19 protein-coding genes and 1 tRNA gene are annotated in these 17,019 nt (G+C 36.9%); 8 read left to right on the top strand and 12 right to left on the bottom strand.

All coding sequences use genetic code 11. From position 1 onward, the window contains the following. Nucleotides 1–163 precede the first annotated feature (163 nt). Complete coding sequence (locus DRW42_RS23815; RefSeq protein WP_113951374.1) at nt 164–814, bottom strand: ABC transporter ATP-binding protein; 651 nt, start codon at nt 812–814, stop codon at nt 164–166. A 233-nt stretch (nt 815–1,047) separates the two neighbouring features. Here DRW42_RS23815 and DRW42_RS23810 point away from each other — a divergent pair, with 233 nt between their 5' ends. From DRW42_RS23810 to DRW42_RS23785, 5 genes are all read left to right on the top strand, one after another. After that, nucleotides 1,048–1,683 (top strand): hypothetical protein, encoded by a 636-nt coding sequence (locus DRW42_RS23810; protein ID WP_113951373.1) that lies wholly within the window; start codon nt 1,048–1,050, stop codon nt 1,681–1,683. Nucleotides 1,684–1,685: 2 nt separating this feature from the next. Then, nucleotides 1,686–1,982 (top strand): winged helix-turn-helix domain-containing protein, encoded by a 297-nt coding sequence (locus DRW42_RS23805; RefSeq protein ID WP_113951372.1) that lies wholly within the window; start codon nt 1,686–1,688, stop codon nt 1,980–1,982. Nucleotides 1,983–2,332: 350 nt separating this feature from the next. Beyond that, entirely contained in the window at nt 2,333–3,907 is a 1,575-nt protein-coding gene (locus DRW42_RS23795; RefSeq protein ID WP_113951370.1) for a DUF4153 domain-containing protein, read from the top strand. Nucleotides 3,908–4,020: 113 nt separating this feature from the next. Continuing rightward, complete coding sequence (locus DRW42_RS23790) at nt 4,021–4,794, top strand: ferritin-like domain-containing protein (RefSeq protein ID WP_113951369.1); 774 nt, start codon at nt 4,021–4,023, stop codon at nt 4,792–4,794. 100 nt (nt 4,795–4,894) lie between these two features. Then, nucleotides 4,895–5,203 (top strand): hypothetical protein, encoded by a 309-nt coding sequence (locus tag DRW42_RS23785; protein ID WP_113951368.1) that lies wholly within the window; start codon nt 4,895–4,897, stop codon nt 5,201–5,203. Here DRW42_RS23785 and DRW42_RS23780 read toward each other — a convergent pair. Next, nucleotides 5,200–5,448 carry a hypothetical protein gene (locus DRW42_RS23780; protein WP_113951367.1) on the bottom strand — a complete coding sequence of 83 codons (249 nt, stop codon included), beginning with the start codon at nt 5,446–5,448 and terminating at the stop codon, nt 5,200–5,202. The genes DRW42_RS23785 and DRW42_RS23780 overlap by 4 nt on opposite strands. Before the next feature lie 132 nt (nt 5,449–5,580). On the opposite strand from DRW42_RS23780, the gene sucC reads away from it, so the two are divergent. Continuing rightward, nucleotides 5,581–6,780 (top strand): ADP-forming succinate--CoA ligase subunit beta, encoded by a 1,200-nt coding sequence (sucC, locus tag DRW42_RS23775; RefSeq protein WP_113951366.1) that lies wholly within the window; start codon nt 5,581–5,583, stop codon nt 6,778–6,780. A gap of 331 nt (nt 6,781–7,111) precedes the next feature. Here sucC and DRW42_RS23770 read toward each other — a convergent pair whose 3' ends face one another. The 4 genes from DRW42_RS23770 to DRW42_RS23755 are packed head-to-tail and all read right to left on the bottom strand — an operon-like array spanning nt 7,112 to nt 9,285. After that, a complete protein-coding gene (locus tag DRW42_RS23770; RefSeq protein ID WP_113951365.1) occupies nt 7,112–7,318 on the bottom strand; it encodes a helix-turn-helix domain-containing protein in 207 nt (68 codons plus the stop codon). Between the two features lie 36 nt (nt 7,319–7,354). Next, nucleotides 7,355–8,281 (bottom strand): DUF2975 domain-containing protein, encoded by a 927-nt coding sequence (locus DRW42_RS23765; protein ID WP_113951364.1) that lies wholly within the window; start codon nt 8,279–8,281, stop codon nt 7,355–7,357. Between the two features lie 4 nt (nt 8,282–8,285). After that, a complete protein-coding gene (locus tag DRW42_RS23760) occupies nt 8,286–8,777 on the bottom strand; it encodes a DUF2975 domain-containing protein (RefSeq protein WP_113951363.1) in 492 nt (163 codons plus the stop codon). A 1-nt stretch (nt 8,778) separates the two neighbouring features. Then, nucleotides 8,779–9,285 carry a hypothetical protein gene (locus tag DRW42_RS23755; protein ID WP_147243798.1) on the bottom strand — a complete coding sequence of 169 codons (507 nt, stop codon included), beginning with the start codon at nt 9,283–9,285 and terminating at the stop codon, nt 8,779–8,781. A 440-nt stretch (nt 9,286–9,725) separates the two neighbouring features. On the opposite strand from DRW42_RS23755, the gene DRW42_RS23750 reads away from it, so the two are divergent. Further along, nucleotides 9,726–10,586 (top strand): sigma-70 family RNA polymerase sigma factor, encoded by an 861-nt coding sequence (locus DRW42_RS23750; RefSeq protein WP_010601359.1) that lies wholly within the window; start codon nt 9,726–9,728, stop codon nt 10,584–10,586. Between the two features lie 406 nt (nt 10,587–10,992). Next, entirely contained in the window at nt 10,993–11,652 is a 660-nt protein-coding gene (locus tag DRW42_RS23740) for an ATP-binding cassette domain-containing protein (RefSeq protein WP_113951360.1), read from the top strand. Nucleotides 11,653–11,841: 189 nt separating this feature from the next. Here the strand turns inward: DRW42_RS23740 and DRW42_RS23735 are convergent, their stop codons facing one another. From DRW42_RS23735 to DRW42_RS23710, 6 genes are all read right to left on the bottom strand, one after another. After that, complete coding sequence (locus tag DRW42_RS23735; protein WP_208643628.1) at nt 11,842–12,705, bottom strand: AMP nucleosidase; 864 nt, start codon at nt 12,703–12,705, stop codon at nt 11,842–11,844. Nucleotides 12,706–12,797: 92 nt separating this feature from the next. Further along, a complete protein-coding gene (gene clpX, locus DRW42_RS23730; RefSeq protein ID WP_113951359.1) occupies nt 12,798–14,036 on the bottom strand; it encodes an ATP-dependent Clp protease ATP-binding subunit ClpX in 1,239 nt (412 codons plus the stop codon). Beyond that, nucleotides 14,020–14,727 (bottom strand): ATP-dependent Clp endopeptidase proteolytic subunit ClpP, encoded by a 708-nt coding sequence (gene clpP, locus DRW42_RS23725; protein ID WP_025142954.1) that lies wholly within the window; start codon nt 14,725–14,727, stop codon nt 14,020–14,022. The genes clpX and clpP overlap by 17 nt, the downstream gene beginning before the upstream one ends. A 57-nt stretch (nt 14,728–14,784) precedes the next feature. Further along, nucleotides 14,785–15,213 carry a four helix bundle protein gene (locus tag DRW42_RS23720; protein ID WP_208643627.1) on the bottom strand — a complete coding sequence of 143 codons (429 nt, stop codon included), beginning with the start codon at nt 15,211–15,213 and terminating at the stop codon, nt 14,785–14,787. 6 nt (nt 15,214–15,219) lie between these two features. Continuing rightward, on the bottom strand, nt 15,220–16,569 hold the full coding sequence (gene tig / locus DRW42_RS23715; RefSeq protein ID WP_113951358.1) for a trigger factor: 1,350 nt from the start codon (nt 16,567–16,569) through the stop codon (nt 15,220–15,222). A 167-nt stretch (nt 16,570–16,736) separates the two neighbouring features. Beyond that, nucleotides 16,737–16,818: transfer RNA gene (locus DRW42_RS23710), tRNA-Leu, on the bottom strand. Between the last annotated feature and the right edge of the window lie 201 nt (nt 16,819–17,019).

Here is a 17,019-nt window from a genome sequence, read left to right as displayed (position 1 = left end):
TGAATAATAGGGTTAGTAAATGATTGAATATTGAAGGAGAGAATTAATGAATGATTGATTGAATGAGAGAATGAATGAATAAATTCTTGAATGAATAAGGGAATGATTTAGTTTTGAATGCTTTTTACGTTATTCCTAAAATCATGTAATCCTTTAATCCTGGCTATACGATTAGTCCATCTTTCATGCTTACCACGCGATCACTCGTTCTGGCCAGATGTTCGTTATGTGTTACAATTACAAAAGTTTGATTAAAATTATCGCGCAGGGTTACAAATAACTGGTGCAAACCAGCAGCATTTTCAGAATCTAAGTTACCAGAGGGTTCGTCGGCAAATATAATTGAAGGATTGTTGATAAGTGCCCGGGCAATGGCCACACGCTGTTGCTCGCCTCCCGATAACTGATTCGGTTTATGCTGCCCCCTGTCTTTCAATCCCAACAAATCTAAAAGCTCCAATGCCCTGGTTTCTGCCTGTTTTTTATTCACTTTAGCTATAAATGCCGGAATACAAATGTTCTCGATGGCACTAAATTCAGGCAATAAATGGTGAAACTGGAATACAAAACCAATGTTCTGGTTTCGGAAAACGCCAACCATATCGCCAACTAATTTATTTATTACAGTACCTTTTAGCTCTACGCTTCCGCTGTCGGGTTTATCAAGTGTACCCAAAATGTGTAACAAAGTGCTCTTTCCGGCGCCTGAAGGCCCGATTATACTTACAATCTCCCCCTTTTGCACCTCAAAATTTACACCTTTCAATATTTGCAGATTTCCGTACGATTTTCTTATTCCAGTGGCTTTTAGCATGCTTCAAATTTAGTAAAAAAGCTTAAAGGGCAAAGACCAAAGACTTAAAGACTAAAGCATAAAAGGACCAAAACACAAGTTGCAAAGTGTAAAGATCAAAACTAACAGCAAAAAACTAGCTCATTAAAATCTGTGTAATCTTTAAATCGGTGTAATCATTCCGAAGGAAAAACAAAAAAAGATTTGCAGATATCAAATTTCTATTTAACTTTGAAAAACAAAGCACTTTTAAAATGAGCGAACAAGAAGAACAACTAAATGCCTTAAAAGATATCAGACAGATGATGGACAGGTCGTCGAGGTTTATTTCCTTAAGCGGCTTATCTGGCGTGTTTGCAGGTGTTATTGCTTTAATCGGTGCTTATTTTGCGCATGATGAGATTAATAAATTCGTTAATAAACATGGTTATGGCTATGGTGTTGATGGAGAAATGGACCTGGAATTTAACCTGATCAAACTGGGCGTTTTTGTATTGATTATCGCTTTGGCTGGTGGAATTTTGTTTACTTATCGGAAAAGCCAGAAGAATAACCTTCCCATCTGGGATAAAACTTCGAAATCACTTTTGTTCAACCTATTTGTTCCTTTGGCAGCAGGAGGTTTATTCATTATCGCTTTATTAATCAACCACCCAAATACCTATAGCATTATTGCACCGAGCTGCCTTATTTTTTACGGTTTAGCACTAATCAATGCCAGTAAATTTACTTACAGCGATATACGTTACTTAGGCTTTTGCGAAGTATTACTTGGTCTAATCTGTATGTTTTATGCTGGTTACGGCTTAATATTCTGGGCCTTTGGTTTCGGCGTTCTTCACATTGTTTATGGTCTTTTAATGTATTTTAAATATGAGAGAGGTCAGTAAGGATGAAAAACCCGATAGCAGATTTAAATAAAATATTCGATAGCCGGATCAGGCTCGGCGTAATGTCGATGCTGGTGGTGAACGACGAAATTAGCTTTAACGACTTAAAACAGATGTTAGAATTAACTGATGGCAACCTGGCCTCGCACCTGAATACTTTAGAACAGGCCGAATTTATCAAGGTACACAAAGGTTTTATCGGCCGAAAAACCAGTACCACCTACTCTATTACGGCTTTGGGCAAACAGGCCTTTAAAGCACATTTAGATGCACTTGAAAAAATGATCAGGAAACTGTAATCTATTTTTTTTGGTTAATTACTTTGAAATACAAAGCACTTTTAAAATGAAAAATATTGAACTTTTAATCATTAACATAGGAAAGAAAACCACACTGGTTTCTTTTCTAGGGGGAACAATTTTATTTCTCAGCTTTTGCCTTTTCAGGGCCGACTTTCTGATCCCGTCCGGTATAATATACCTTTCAACCGCTATTATTTTTAACCTATTGGTAATGCTTGCCCTGATAATTTCAAGTTTCATTTATGCTGAAAATAGGTCTTTATCAGTATCAACCATGCTTCTACAGCTTGTTAACATTCCCATTGCCATTATGTATTTTTTAATTGTAACCACAATCCTATTATAAAATGAAGAATAAATCAAACCTTTATCTGCTCTCTGCCCTATTGGGTGGTCTGTTGTTCAGTTTCCTTTTTTGGCAACAAGAACTGGCTCTTAATCTGCTTATTTATAGCATTTATCTATTGGTAATCACTTTCGTAAACCCCGATGTAATTAAAACCACCAAACTGAAAATTTACGGTCTGGCACATTTAATAGCGGCAATTCTCGTAGTAATCAACAGTTCCGATTTATCGATTGTTACTTATTATATCAGCCTTTTACTATTTATTGGCTTTGCTCATAACCAGCAGATCAGAACGGTTTTTACAGCCTTTGTTGCAGCACTTTTACAAATTGTTACGGTTCCCTTTAATGCCATACAACACCTAAGCAAGGTAAGTGTTGGCAATTTTAAACTGAAGCCCCTTTTTACCCTGATCAAATACATTTTTATCCCGGTAATTATTGTAACCATATTTGCCTGTTTATATGCGGCGGCGAGTAATGTTTTTGCCCATTATGCCGAAGTAATGCTCACCAATATTGGCAATTTCTTCGATAACATCCTTCATTTCTTTTTTAGCGATCTGAGTATCGAACGCATCGTTCACTTTTGTTTTGGATTGGTTTTAACAAGTGGCTTATTACTGGCCTTTTTTGATAAAAGTCTGGAAAAAGCAGAGTTAAAATGCAAAGATCAGCTATTGCGCATCAGACGGGGCTTGGGCCGTAAAACGATATGGTATAACATTATCGAAACCTTTAGCGGTAATCTGCTAACCCGAAAAATGGCTTTAAAAACCGAATATATTGTAGGGGTTATTTCATTCGTTGCGCTTAACCTTTTATTGCTTTTGTTAAACACGATCGATATTACCACGCTCTGGTTTGGTTACGAACCTTCGGGTAATTTTTCGGGAGAACTGCACCAGGGTACAAATGCCTTAATCTTTAGCATTATAATGGCGATGGCGGTAATCCTTTATTATTTCAGGGGAAATTTAAACTTTTATCATAAAAGTAAAACGCTCAGGTTATTGGCCTATACCTGGATGGTCCAGAATTTTATTCTCATCATTTCGGTTCTTATCCGCGATGGTTATTACATCGAATTCCATGGCCTAACCCATAAAAGAATCGGTGTGCTGGTATTTGCCCTTCTTTGTATCATTGGCCTGGCAACAGTCTATTTAAAGGTGGCCAAACAGAAAACAATATTCTATTTATTTAAAATGAACGGAAATATCTGGTTTGCATTATTACTTACATTTAATGTTGTTAACTGGGATATTTTAATCGTTAAATACAACCTAAACCATGTTGATGCTGTTTCTATAGATCCGTATTATTTAACATCCTTATCCGAAAAAACACTTCCTTTTCTGGATAAAAACAGATCAAAAATCCATCCTCCAACGCAAAACGATACTGAAACAGCCAAGGTAGACCATCCACAGGAAGTTTTAATGCAGAAACTCGATCGGAGGATTGGCTATTTCAAAGAACGTTATGAAAAATCAAGCTGGTTATCATGGAATTTACCGGATTGGAATACGGCTGAATATTTTGGATTGAATAAGCTAAAGCAACATGAATAAAAAATTTAAGGTAATGGCGATGGTTTTGGCACTTTTCGCATTGGCATGGTTCATTATGGACCGCGCCGTAGATAAAATTTTCAACCTATTCTAACCCCAAAATTTAACTAAATATGGAAACGCATCTTTCAGGATATTGGACAAATTATTTCGCAAAAAACCTCAAAATCAATCGGATTGATTGGGATTTACAAGCAAAAATAACAGCAGAAGAAAAGTTTAACATTTTAAAATCGCTGCAAGCCTGGCAGCTTGGAGAAACATCAGAAGGAGATCATTTAATTAATGCATCAAAAAAATATGCAAACACGATTAATGATCCGGAATATCTGGATGCTGTTAAGCTTTTTATAAAAGAGGAGCAAAAACATGGCAATAATCTTGGTAAATACCTCGATTTAATTGGCGAACCAAGGATTAAAAAGGATTGGGGCGATACTTTATTCAGAAAAATAAGGTATTTCAACACAAACATGGAGCTTTGGACAATTGCCGTAATTACAGTGGAAAGTGCAGCGCAGCTATTTTACCAGGCATTAAAAGATGCAACAAATTGCGCATTGTTAAAACAGATATGCACTGACATTTTAATTGATGAAGCGGCGCATATCAATTTTCAAAGAGAACGCCTCTACATTATTTTCAGCCAAAAAAATGCCATTTCAAAGTGGATTGCCTACCATGCTTATTCCTGCTTTTTCATTTGCACCAGTTTGGTGGTTTGGTCTGCCCATAAAAAATTATTTAAAGCTGGTAAACTTAATCTTCACGGTTACTTCAACAAAATGAAGCTTAAACTCGCAAAAGTTGCCGGCAAAACTGTTTTGTACGATCACAAAGAAATTTTTAAAATAACAATAAAAATAAACAAACCCACTTATAATTAACCTCTCAACACCTCCAACTCCGCTTGGATTTCCCCTGATGCAAATTGTATCGGGGGAATTAAAAATTAATTATTTATACGTAAATTAAACCATTAAAATCATGAAAACTCAAGAAACACTTGGTTCAGGCAAATTCAGGATCATTGCTATTTTAGCAATTACAGTAACCATTTTGTCCATTCCTTTAATTGCTATGCAGTTTACCAGCGAAGTAAAATGGACTTTAATCGATTTTACCACAGCAGGAGCGCTATTGCTTAGCACCGGCTTAGCCATCGAACTCGTGATCAGGAACCTAAAAACAGGTACTTTACGCACCGTAATCCTGATCACTATTTTATTGGCTTTGTTCCTGATCTGGGCAGAGCTGGCAGTAGGAATCTTCGGAACGCCCTTTGCAGGTAGTTAATCATTTTGTTCCCGCAGATTTAAGATAATTAACGCAGAGGATTTTTTTTGCACTTGGCAGGAACTAAATTGGTTTTTAAGTCTGGTTGAAACGACCGCCAGCCGCCACAAAGAACCGCGCCCTCCATTCAAATAAAAAATCTTTCCACAGATCTTCGAATCAGTATAACACCATAAACCAGCATACATTACAGGCACTGATTTCCCGATTAACATAAAACGTTCATTTTCTGAAAAAATCGGCATTTGCTATTTGTTTAAAGGGTTTGAAATTGTAGCTTTGGGCAAATTTTGTAGCAAATGAACCCGATACTATTAAAATAATTATTTTGAGAGTAAAAGGCTCCATCTGACAGATAAAGACAAAAATATAAACAGATGAATATTCACGAATACCAGGGTAAACAGATATTAAAAAGTTTCGGTGTTAACGTTCAAGAAGGAATTGTTGCCGATACTCCTGAGCAAGCTGTTGAGGCTGCTAAGCAACTGAAAGTAGATTACAATTCTGACTGGGTTGTAATTAAAGCGCAAATCCACGCTGGTGGTCGCGGTAAAGGTGGTGGTGTTAAATTGGCCAAAAACCTTGATGAAGTTAAACAACGTGCAACCGACATTATCGGCATGCAATTGGTTACCCCTCAAACCGGTCCTGAAGGTAAAAAAGTGAACAAAATTTTAGTGGCCCAGGATGTTTATTATCCAGGTGCTTCTGAAACCAAAGAATTTTATATTTCAGTATTGTTAGATCGTGCAAAAGGCCGTAACATCATCATGTACAGTACCGAAGGTGGTATGGATATCGAAGAAGTTGCTGAGCACACACCACATTTGATCTTCAAAGAAGAAATCGATCCTAAAGTTGGTTTACAAGGTTTCCAGGCACGTAAAATTGCTTTCAACCTTGGTGTAAGCGGTAACGCTTTTAAAGAAATGGTGAAATTCGTTTCAGCATTGTACAAAGCTTACGAAGCAACCGATTCTTCAATGTTCGAAATCAACCCGGTTTTAAAAACATCTGATGATAAAGTAATCGCAGTTGATGCTAAAGTTAATTTAGATGAAAACGGTTTGTTCCGTCACCCTGATTATGCAGCAATGCGTGATGTAACTGAAGAAGATCCAATGGAAGTTGAAGCAAGTGCTTCTAACCTTAACTTCGTTAACCTTGATGGTAACGTAGGTTGTATGGTTAACGGTGCTGGTTTAGCAATGGCTACTATGGATATCATCAAATTAGCCGGTGGTGAGCCTGCAAACTTTTTGGACGTTGGTGGAACCGCAAATGCTCAAACCGTTAAAGCGGCTTTCAACATTATCCTGAAAGATCCTAACGTTAAAGCAATTTTGATCAATATTTTTGGTGGTATTGTACGTTGCGACCGTGTTGCGCAAGGTGTAATCGATGCTTATAAAGAAATCGGTAACATTCCTGTGCCAATTATCTGCCGTTTACAAGGTACAAATGCCGAAGAAGCTAAAAAATTAATTGACGAGTCTGGCTTACAGGTTTATTCAGCAATTGCTTTAAAAGAAGCAGCTGATCTGGTAACCAAAGTTTTGGCAGAACAAGCATAGTTTTTAAGCTAAAAGACTAAAGGTTAAAGACCAAAGTTTTAAGCAATATTATATTCAAAGCCTTTCAGTAAAACTGAAAGGCTTTTTTATTCCCCTCTTTTTCAAAAAAACCTATAAGGTCTTTAAGACCTTATAGGTTTGCCAGCACTGTAGATAAATTTCTTTTTTTGAAAATGAACGGTTCTGTTTTTATGGCAGCCTTTTGCCCTGCTATCCCTTCAAGCCTCACTCGTACCTCGCTCCGGGCTTTCCGTTCTATCAGGTTTATTTAAAGAGGGCTTGTGGTATTTAAGTCCGATCAAACCTCGCAGGTTTCGCAAACCTGCGAGGTTTATTCAGGGCGGAATTCCAGAATATCACCAGGCTGGCAATCCAAAACCTCGCAAATGGCTTCCAGTGTTTCGAAACGGATTGCTTTTGCCTTACCTGTTTTTAAAATCGATAAATTAGACATGGTTATCCCTACCCGATCGCTCAGTTCGGTAAGCGACATTTTCCGTCGCGCCAGCATTACATCTAAATTAACTATTATGGCCATTGTAGGATTGGTAAAGTTAGGAATGTTCTTAAAAACCTAAATAGTTAAATCATTTTCCTCTTTAAGCTTAAACCCTCTTTTAAAGGCCACATAAAGCGCAATAAACAGCACACCCAACATAACAAGTGAAATATCGCTGCCTGAGAGTTTTTTTGTATATATTACCTCATCCGACAATGTTTTAGCATAGATCAGATATAATACACCAGAAACAATATAAGGAAGAAGTACCGAGGTAAAACAACACATCGAAATCCAGAATAACCTGCGAATATTGATGGCTTCAAAAATCTTATTTCTCGATATCCCTATCAAAAACTTCAGGATTAAAAGCAAACCGAACATAAAAATAAAACAGGTAACCAACGCCACTGCTACAGAAAAGATTTTCGCCGTTAATATCCCCACATCGCTGAGCATCGGGATTAAAACGACATTGCTTCCCGGATCATACCTGTAATCAACCTTTTTATCGGTATAACTTATTTTGTACGTATGCTTGCCAATTTCTGTAAGCTGTGGAACCTGCAGGTGAGATATTCCGTCCTTAAAATAATATTTTGATGAATTTCTGTAATCGAAACTATTCTGGTTTAACCCAAAATCTGATAGTTCAATAAATGTTTGCTTATTTTTCCGTGCCGTATCAGTATAGGACGAAACGCCTAAAAATCCGCTATACTTGAACCCTACAGCCGGCAAAAGATTGCTTTTAATGTTCGCAGTCTTTGATTTAAGGCGATTAAGGTTATTTTCAAGCTTTATTATACTATCATCCAGCAGATCATATTTACTTGGCGGATCTGCCAGTTCATAACTTTCGTAATCGTTGTTACTCCCTGTAGAGCGACCTGTAACAACTGTACTTAGCATCATCCATATAAAAAGAGAGCAAATTGCCACCAGGACAAGAGCACCAATAATATCACCAAATAATGATTTTGACCGTTTTAAATTCTCCATGGTTTTATATAGTTAAATCGCTTTCCTTTTTGAGTTCAATTCCCTTTTTAAATACGAAAGCAATAGTTAGAAGCGTTAAGCCAAAAATCAACAGCCAGATCTGGAAATCAACATTTTCGATGATACTTAAAGTCAGGTTCTTATGGTTTCCCGATTGATCGGCATATTCTAAAGCATTAAAAAAGAATAACGCAAACGGTATGAAAGTACAATACCATCCCATGCGTTTAAGACGTTCGGCATTTTCGTTGCTAAAAACATCGCCAGCCTCTACCGAATCGATAAAGCGGTACAGGTAAACCAATATCCTTATACCGAAGAAAGTGATCAACAATATGAATATCCCCGCAAACAGACCGAATAAACCTCCTTTTCCGCCTTCACTATAACCATCTTCAAAACCCCTAACCGCATCCTTAAATGCAAAGAGAAATACGGCTACAAGCGTCATAATATAACCCATTTTGACCAACCTGATTTGATTATTCGCTTTCATATTATATCGTTAAATCGTTTTCTTTTTTTAACCTGAGTGAATAATTGATTACAAGCAGTAGGGCCCAAACAATTACATTGGCGATAAATAGATCTGTAAAAGGTTTTATACCCACCTTTACTCCATAACCCAAAACCTCTGCCTGTTGCACATCAGCCAACCGCGGCAAAATAAACCAGCTTATGATAGTAATAAAAAAGAATTTAAAAATCAGATAGGAAAATATCGTATACCAGATTGCTTTAATTTTTTTTATACCCTTATCCGAAACAATTGTAGTAGCAATATGCTGTCGATTATTGTAAACCAGTTTAAACAGCAGCCATCCAATACAGAAATAAAAAACGAGTGACACAGCTTGCTTTACGCCATCGATAAAAAGAATAGAATTGGTTGGAGATCTAAAATCCTTTATTATTTCGGAGATTCCAGAGATAAAAAATATCAGCCAAACAACCAGCCACATGCCGACCGATATTTTTTGAATTTGTTGAAGCCTGTTTTTCATAATTTCCATGTTAAATCATTATCGTTTTAGGGATTGCGCAATTAGGTTAGAAAAATATGATAAGAAATTGGTCATCCATCTGACAGAAATTCTCACTAGAAAAATTCTCTGATAATTTGCGAAAGTATTTTTTATCGAAGTAAAGCTGAATTTTAAGAAACGTCATTTTTATTTAATTTTTATAGCACAAACATAAATAATAAATTATTACAATTCAAAATATATTTATTGTTTTACAATAAATAATATACGAATAACAGCTATATCTACCTATATAACACAAACGATGTCAGAAATTTATTTGGAATGATTTTTGTAGTAAGTAAAACTGTAAAAAAATTGTGCAAACGGCAACATTTTCAGCATTTTATCCTTTCGGATTGCCATACAATTTCGTAACTTTGCACACTCAATAATTAAAGAGCACACAATTCGTATAAATGAGACAACTCAAGATAACGCAATCCATTACCAACCGTGAAAGTCAATCCTTAGATAAGTACCTGCATGAAATTGGTAAAGTAGATTTAATAACAGCAGAAGAAGAGGTAATTTTAGCTAGGAAGATTCGTGAAGGTGATCAGGCTGCATTAGAGCGCTTAACTAAAACGAACTTGCGTTTCGTTGTATCTGTTGCAAAACAATATCAAAATCAAGGTTTAACTTTAGGAGATTTAATTAATGAAGGTAACCTGGGTTTAATTAAAGCGGCAAAACGTTTTGATGAAACCAAAGGTTTCAAATTCATTTCTTATGCCGTTTGGTGGATCCGTCAATCAATTCTGCAGGCAATTGCCGAACAGAGCCGTATTGTACGTTTACCATTAAACCAGGTAGGTTCGTTAAGTAAAATCAGCAAGGCCTTCTCTAAGTTAGAGCAGGAATATGAGCGTGAGCCTTCTCCGGAAGAACTGGCCGATATTTTAGAAACTACAGTGGATAAAATTTCGGACACTTTAAGTAACTCAGGCCGTCACGTATCAATGGATGCTCCTTTTGTTCAGGGTGAAGAAAATACATTACTGGATGTACTGGAAAACCATGAGCCAAACACCGACAGCTCATTGATCAACGAATCTTTATCAGAAGAGATTAAACGTTCTTTATCTACTTTAACAGAAAGAGAAAGAGAAATTATCGTTTTATTCTTCGGTTTAGGTTCTAACCATCCGCTTTCTTTAGAAGAGATTGGTGAGAAATTTAACTTAACACGCGAGCGTGTACGTCAGATTAAAGATAAAGCGTTACAACGCTTACGTCATACTTCAAGGAGTAAAATCTTAAAATCTTATTTAGGATAAGAGATTAGGTTTCATTGAAACAAAGAAAGATCGGCTATTGGCCGGTCTTTTTTTGTTTATACACAACTAAGTTTTCCGTTTTGATTTTATATCTTTAAAAGATGTCGGTTAGCTTACTCAAAAAATCTATATCTGTTTATAAACCTATTTTTGTATGGAATATACTGGTGAGTTTATTGGCATCTGCGTTTTTTATTTTAAACGGATTTAAAGCACCTGCTATTTATTCATTTGCTTTATTCCTCAAACTTACAGGCTGGCTGTTTTCTATAGCGATATATTACATGTTTTACCAGAAGACAATCTACTATTTTAAAAACCAAGGCATAGGTTTTAGAAAAATCATGATAAATTTAATTTTATATGATTTAATCGTTTTTACCGCAATTTTAATCCTTTCATTAATATGCAGAGACTTTTTATCGATAGCGTTAGCAAATCTTTTGCAAATAGAAAAGTACTAAGCAGCGTTTTCCTCAATTGTGAAATTGGTGAAGTAGTAGGTTTATTGGGCAGAAACGGATCTGGCAAATCTACTTTGTTAAAAATCATTTTTGGAAGTGTAAAAGCAGATTTCAAGTATCTCAATATCGATAATAAAATATATGATAAAGGTTACTTATCAAAAAACCTATGCTACCTGCCTCAGGATAACTTTATTCCAAACAGAGTAACCGTTGCCGTTGCAATTGAAGCATTCTGTAAAATACACAAAGAGAAATTACTTCAAATCCCTTTTGTTTCGGACAATTTAGGAAAGAGATTCAGGGATTTTTCGGGTGGAGAATGCAGGTTTTTGGAAGCTTTAATCATCATTTATTCTGATGCAGATTTTATCCTCCTAGACGAACCTTTTTCGCAATTGGCGCCATTACTTATAGAAGAGTTAAAACGGCACGTTAATGATTTAAAATTATTTAAAGGGTTTATTATAACTGATCATTACTACAAAACCATACTTGATGTTTCGGATAGGATCGTACTCCTGCACAATGGCTGTAATTACGAGATAAATAATAACAACGATTTAGTGCTTCATGGCTATTTGCCAAACCTGAATGGTTAAGAATAGGGCATAAAAAACCGGATATAGCCGGTTTTTCGTTCAATTTCTATCGAAACTCCAAAAATAGTCGTCATCTTGACCGGAACGCAGTGGAGCGGAGAGATCTATCTCGAGATAAATTTCTCGACTGCGCTGCACTTCGCTCGAAATGACGTCATGGTTCGGATGTGTTCGCCCAGCTACAAAGCCTTAAAACAACAAGTGTTTCACCGTTAAACCGTTATTAATCAACTGCTTTAACGAATCGATACCGATGCGCAAATGTGTTTCCACATATTTTTCGGTTACACTGCTATCGCTTTCTGCGGTTTTAACACCTTCGGGGATCATCGGCTGATCTGACACCAGAAGTAATGCGCCTGCGGGTATTTTATTGGCGAATGCCGTGGTAAAAATCGTTGCGGTTTCCATATCCACCGCCATGGCACGCAGCGTTTTTAAATACTTTTTAAATTCTTTATCGTGTTCCCAAACCCTGCGGTTGGTAGTGTAACAGGTTCCGGTCCAGTAATCCCTTCCATGATCGCGTATGGTGGTAGAAATTGCTTTCTGCAAGGCGAAAGCAGGCAATGCAGGCACTTCTGCAGGCAGGTAATCGTTTGATGTACCTTCTCCCCTGATGGCTGCAATCGGAAGGATTAAATCGCCTAATTGGTTTTTCTTTTTTAAACCGCCACATTTACCCAAAAACAATACTGCTTTAGGTTTAATCGCAGTCAATAAATCCATCATGGTAGCTGCCAACGGACTTCCCATACCAAAGTTGATAATGGTGATTCCATTTGCAGTAACGCTCTGCATGGGCTTATCTAAACCCATAATCGGTGCGTTATCATTCCACTCCGAAAACATACTTACATATTTGCTGAAATTGGTCAGCAGGATATAATCTCCGAACTGATCCAACGGACGGCCGGTATAACGTGGCAACCAGTTTTTCACAATTTCGTCTTTAGATTTTAATCCTGCCTTAACAGGACTTTCTACTTCTTTAACTTTTTTTGATTGCTCTACAATGGCCTCATCTTTTTTTATGTCTTTTTCTTCGTTCATATCATTTAGTTTAGAGCTGGCGCATAGCGCATAGCGTTAACAATACTATATTACAAAAAATCCCTCCCGATTACGGGAAGGATTTGATTTTTTTAAGCGGCCTGCAACTTTTTAAAGTCGGCCTTTTCAAATTTCTCTATCGCGTAATCGAGATTGATATGCAACTCCTTGACATCCGTTTGTGTTGGTGTATCAAACATTGCATCCAGCATAATCGCTTCACATATCGATCTTAAACCACGGGCACCCAATTTATATTCCATTGCTTTATCTACAATAAAATCTAAAACGTCTTCATCGAAAACAAGCTTTACATCTTCATAAGCAAAAAGCTTAACGTATTGCTTGATCAATGAGTTTTTAGGAGCCGTTAAAATATTCCTTAACGATTCTTTATCCAATGGGTTTAAGTGCGAAAGAACCGGAATACGACCAATTAACTCGGGAATTAAACCAAACGATTTCAGATCCTGAGGGGTAATATACTTATAAAGGTTTTTAAGATCTAAAACAGTCTCATCTTTCTTCACTTTATATCCTACAGCCTGTGTACGTAAACGGTTGGCAATTTTACGTTCTATGCCATCAAATGCACCACCACAGATAAACAGGATATTATTGGTATTTACCGGGATCATTTTCTGGTCTGGGTGCTTACGTCCGCCCTGAGGTGGAACATTTACTATCGTACCTTCTAAAATCTTCAGTAAAGCCTGTTGCACACCTTCTCCTGATACATCGCGGGTAATAGATGGATTATCACTTTTACGCGCCACTTTATCCACCTCATCAATATATACAATACCACGCTCAGCAGCAGTTACATCGTAATCTGCAGCCTGTAGTAAACGGGTTAAAATACTCTCCACATCTTCCCCCACGTAACCGGCCTCTGTTAACACAGTGGCATCGCAGATACAGAAAGGCACATGCAGGATTTTAGCAATGGTTTTAGCCAAAAGTGTTTTACCTGTACCGGTTTCGCCCACCAACATGATATTTGATTTTTCAATCTCGATCTCGTCTTTATCAACCTTTTGGTTTAAACGTTTGTAGTGGTTGTAAACGGCAACGGAAAGTACCTTTTTGGCATCATCCTGACCAATAACATACTGATCAAGATGTTGCTTAATTTCAAGAGGCTTTAATAAATTTATCGCCTCCTGAATATTTTTTGTCCCTTTGGTTCCTAATTCCTGTGCAAGCAACTGGTTGGCCTGGGTAACACACTTATCACAGATAAATGCATCCATACCTTCAATTAACATTAAAGTTTCATGCTTGCCAGAATGGCAGAACGAGCAACGGGATTCTTTATTTTGTTTCGCCATCTTTCTTTGCGTTTCTCGATAATACTTCGTCAACCATACCAAATCCTTTTGCCTCATCGGCAGTCATCCAGTAATCGCGGTCTGAAGCTTTCTCTACCCAGTCGTAAGTTTGGCCAGAGTGCTCTGAAATAATATCATATAATTCTTTTTTCAATTTCAACATCTCTCTCAAATTGATCTCCATATCAGATGCCACACCTTGTGCACCTCCTGATGGCTGGTGGATCATTACTCTTGAGTGAGGTAAAGCAGCACGTTTACCTTTTGCACCTGCAACCAATAAAACGGCACCCATTGATGCGGCCATACCGGTACATATAGTAGCTACATCAGGCTGGATATACTGCATGGTATCATAAATACCTAAACCAGCATAAACCGAACCACCTGGTGAGTTAATGTAGATCTGAATGTCTCTATCAGCATCTGCAGACTGTAAAAACAACAGTTGTGCTTGGATGATGTTGGCATTCTGATCGTAAATAGCATCACCTAAAAAGATAATACGGTCCATCATTAATCTTGAAAAAACATCCATTTGTGCTACGTTCAACTGGCGTTCTTCAATGATATATGGTGTCATGCTCTTAGGATCTAAATTAGCCTGAGCAATAAATTTATCTACGTGTAAACCGCCAATTCCCTGATGTTTAACGGCAAATTTTCTGAATTCTTGTGAATCTATGTTCATGAGTTATAGAGTTTGGCGCTTTGCGGTAAGCGTTTGGCGCTTAAGCGAAATACGCGGTTATTTTAATAAAAATTTTCTGAAGTTGGTTAATTTCCGTGCCAATTTATCCAATTCTTCCAGATAATCATTCAGTTCTATGTCAGAAATATATTTTCTCCGTTCTAAAACTACTAAAATATTTGCATTCTCAAAGGTGGATCGATGCGCAATATTCAGATAATGAGCGAATTCCTTATTAGAAACAGAACCAGATCCTTCAGCAATATTATTGGATATGCTAAGAGCAGCCCCATTGAGCTGCTCTGCAAATCTGTATTTTTTATCAACTGACAATCGGTCAGCTATATCAAGTAATTTATCAGTTAATGTAATTGATAACTGCCAAACTTCGAGCGATTGAAATTTAAATTGTGCCATAACTAAATATAGCGATAGCACAATCATTTTCAAAACGGCATAAGCTTTACGCTCAGCGCCATACGCCAATCGCTATTACTTTTTCTCAACAAGCGCTACAAACTTATCATAGCCTATATCTTTTTGTTCTAAAGTAACGATAGATTTAATTTGCTCGAAAGTTTTTAGTGCTTTTACCTCTTCGAAAACACGGTTAGCATTTTCTTTATCCTGTAAAAACTGAACAGCATATTGTGCTAGTTGATCTTCAGGAAGCGGGCTTGGGCTGTACATTCTGAACTGCGCATCTAATTTTGCTTTAGCCGCCTGAACTACATCCTCATATTTAATTTCGATGCTGTTATCTTTAATGATTTTATTTTCGATTAAAGTCCATTTCAGGTTTTTAGCGAAATCATCATAACCTTCTGCCAATTCCTCATCGGTTAATTTTTCGTTTGTTGCTTTTAACCAACGACGTAAAAACTCATCCGGTAATTCGAAGTTATGCTTAACCAATAATGCTTCATAAATATCGTTTGATAGTTTACGTTCAGCATCCTGTTTAAACATGCTTTCTACTTCTTCCGTAATTTTTTCTCTGAAAGTTGCCTCGTCAGTTACAGTACCTTCGCCAAATAATTTATCAAAAAACTCCTGGTTTAAGTCTGATTCTTCCAAACGGTTTACATTTTTGATCTGCAATTTGAAATCTGCTTTTAATTCGGCAGCCTGCTCTTCAGAAATGTTTAAAGCTTTTGCAATTACCGCAGCATCTTCAAGGGCTTTTTGAATATCGATGGTAACTTCATCATCTTTCTTTAAACCGATTAAAGATTTAAGGATCTTTTTATCTTTTATCTGGTCTAAACGGATAGTTCCGGTGCTTGTGATACCACCTTCAACAGCAGCACCATCTGCTACCTGGGTTAGCTCAGCATAAAGTACATCACCATCAGCGGAAACTTCAGGGTTTGTCATTTTGCCATAACTGCGACGGATATTTTTGATACGGCTTTCTAAAGTTTCCTGATCAGCTTTAACAACGTACTCAGTAAATTTATCTTTTGATGAAACATTTACCTCGAAAGCAGGCGCTAAACCTAATTCGTAATCAAATTCGAAATCATCTGTATTATCCCATTTAAATTCGCGTTCATCGTCCATTTTAGGAAGCGGTTGACCTAAAATTTCCAATTTTTGTTCTGCGATATAGTTAGATAAGGTATCGTTCAATAAATTGTTAACCTCTTCTACCAGGATACTTTTGCCATACATTTTTTTAATGTGGGCAGCAGGAACCATTCCTTTACGGAAACCAGGTAATTGTGCTTTTTTAGCCTGATCTTTAATTGCTTTTTCTACTTTTCCGGTATAATCAGCAGGTGCGATCTTGATTTTTACAACAGCATTTAAGTTGCCGGTTTTTTCCTGTGTAATATTCATTTTTGTGAGATATAAGTATCAGAGATATGCTATTAGATTTGAGTATCAAGATAGGAGACAAAAGCCACATATCACTTCAATTAAAACAGCACCTCATTTTTATTAATCAATGTTTTTAAAAACAAAACCGTTCCGATGTTTAAGTCGGAACGGCCTTTATCTTGTTGTGCGGAAGAAGGGACTCGAACCCCCACGCCGTGAAGCGCCAGATCCTAAGTCTGGTGCGGCTACCAATTACGCCACTTCCGCAGTTAGGATGTTGTAAGGACTGCAAAGATAGAAACAAGATTGAATAATCAAAAGCCATCGGCAATATTTTATTGATTATTTTGATCAAAAAACGATAACTATTTAGTTTTTAAGGAGAAAAAATTATAAGAAAAGGTTTTCGGGAGCTTTTGAGATGGTTTGTGGAGACACCAATGCTATTAACTTAAGCTATTTATAAGT

Source organism: Pedobacter miscanthi (genome assembly GCF_003315595.1).
Lineage (GTDB): Bacteria > Bacteroidota > Bacteroidia > Sphingobacteriales > Sphingobacteriaceae > Pedobacter > Pedobacter miscanthi.
This window is presented reverse-complemented; position numbering and strand designations above follow the sequence as displayed.

Excerpts from the sequence above, each read along its gene's own strand:
- DRW42_RS23815 (WP_113951374.1), bottom strand. The coding sequence starts at position 814 with ATGCTAAAAGCCACTGGAATAAGAAAATCGTACGGAAATCTGCAAATA.
- DRW42_RS23810 (WP_113951373.1), top strand. The coding sequence starts at position 1,048 with ATGAGCGAACAAGAAGAACAACTAAATGCCTTAAAAGATATCAGACAG.
- DRW42_RS23805 (WP_113951372.1), top strand. The coding sequence starts at position 1,686 with ATGAAAAACCCGATAGCAGATTTAAATAAAATATTCGATAGCCGGATC.
- DRW42_RS23795 (WP_113951370.1), top strand. The coding sequence starts at position 2,333 with ATGAAGAATAAATCAAACCTTTATCTGCTCTCTGCCCTATTGGGTGGT.
- DRW42_RS23790 (WP_113951369.1), top strand. The coding sequence starts at position 4,021 with ATGGAAACGCATCTTTCAGGATATTGGACAAATTATTTCGCAAAAAAC.
- DRW42_RS23785 (WP_113951368.1), top strand. The coding sequence starts at position 4,895 with ATGAAAACTCAAGAAACACTTGGTTCAGGCAAATTCAGGATCATTGCT.
- DRW42_RS23780 (WP_113951367.1), bottom strand. The coding sequence starts at position 5,448 with ATGCCGATTTTTTCAGAAAATGAACGTTTTATGTTAATCGGGAAATCA.
- sucC (WP_113951366.1), top strand. The coding sequence starts at position 5,581 with ATGAATATTCACGAATACCAGGGTAAACAGATATTAAAAAGTTTCGGT.
- DRW42_RS23770 (WP_113951365.1), bottom strand. The coding sequence starts at position 7,318 with ATGGCCATAATAGTTAATTTAGATGTAATGCTGGCGCGACGGAAAATG.
- DRW42_RS23765 (WP_113951364.1), bottom strand. The coding sequence starts at position 8,281 with ATGGAGAATTTAAAACGGTCAAAATCATTATTTGGTGATATTATTGGT.
- DRW42_RS23760 (WP_113951363.1), bottom strand. The coding sequence starts at position 8,777 with ATGAAAGCGAATAATCAAATCAGGTTGGTCAAAATGGGTTATATTATG.
- DRW42_RS23755 (WP_147243798.1), bottom strand. The coding sequence starts at position 9,285 with ATGAAAAACAGGCTTCAACAAATTCAAAAAATATCGGTCGGCATGTGG.
- DRW42_RS23750 (WP_010601359.1), top strand. The coding sequence starts at position 9,726 with ATGAGACAACTCAAGATAACGCAATCCATTACCAACCGTGAAAGTCAA.
- DRW42_RS23740 (WP_113951360.1), top strand. The coding sequence starts at position 10,993 with ATGCAGAGACTTTTTATCGATAGCGTTAGCAAATCTTTTGCAAATAGA.
- DRW42_RS23735 (WP_208643628.1), bottom strand. The coding sequence starts at position 12,705 with ATGAACGAAGAAAAAGACATAAAAAAAGATGAGGCCATTGTAGAGCAA.
- clpX (WP_113951359.1), bottom strand. The coding sequence starts at position 14,036 with ATGGCGAAACAAAATAAAGAATCCCGTTGCTCGTTCTGCCATTCTGGC.
- clpP (WP_025142954.1), bottom strand. The coding sequence starts at position 14,727 with ATGAACATAGATTCACAAGAATTCAGAAAATTTGCCGTTAAACATCAG.
- tig (WP_113951358.1), bottom strand. The coding sequence starts at position 16,569 with ATGAATATTACACAGGAAAAAACCGGCAACTTAAATGCTGTTGTAAAA.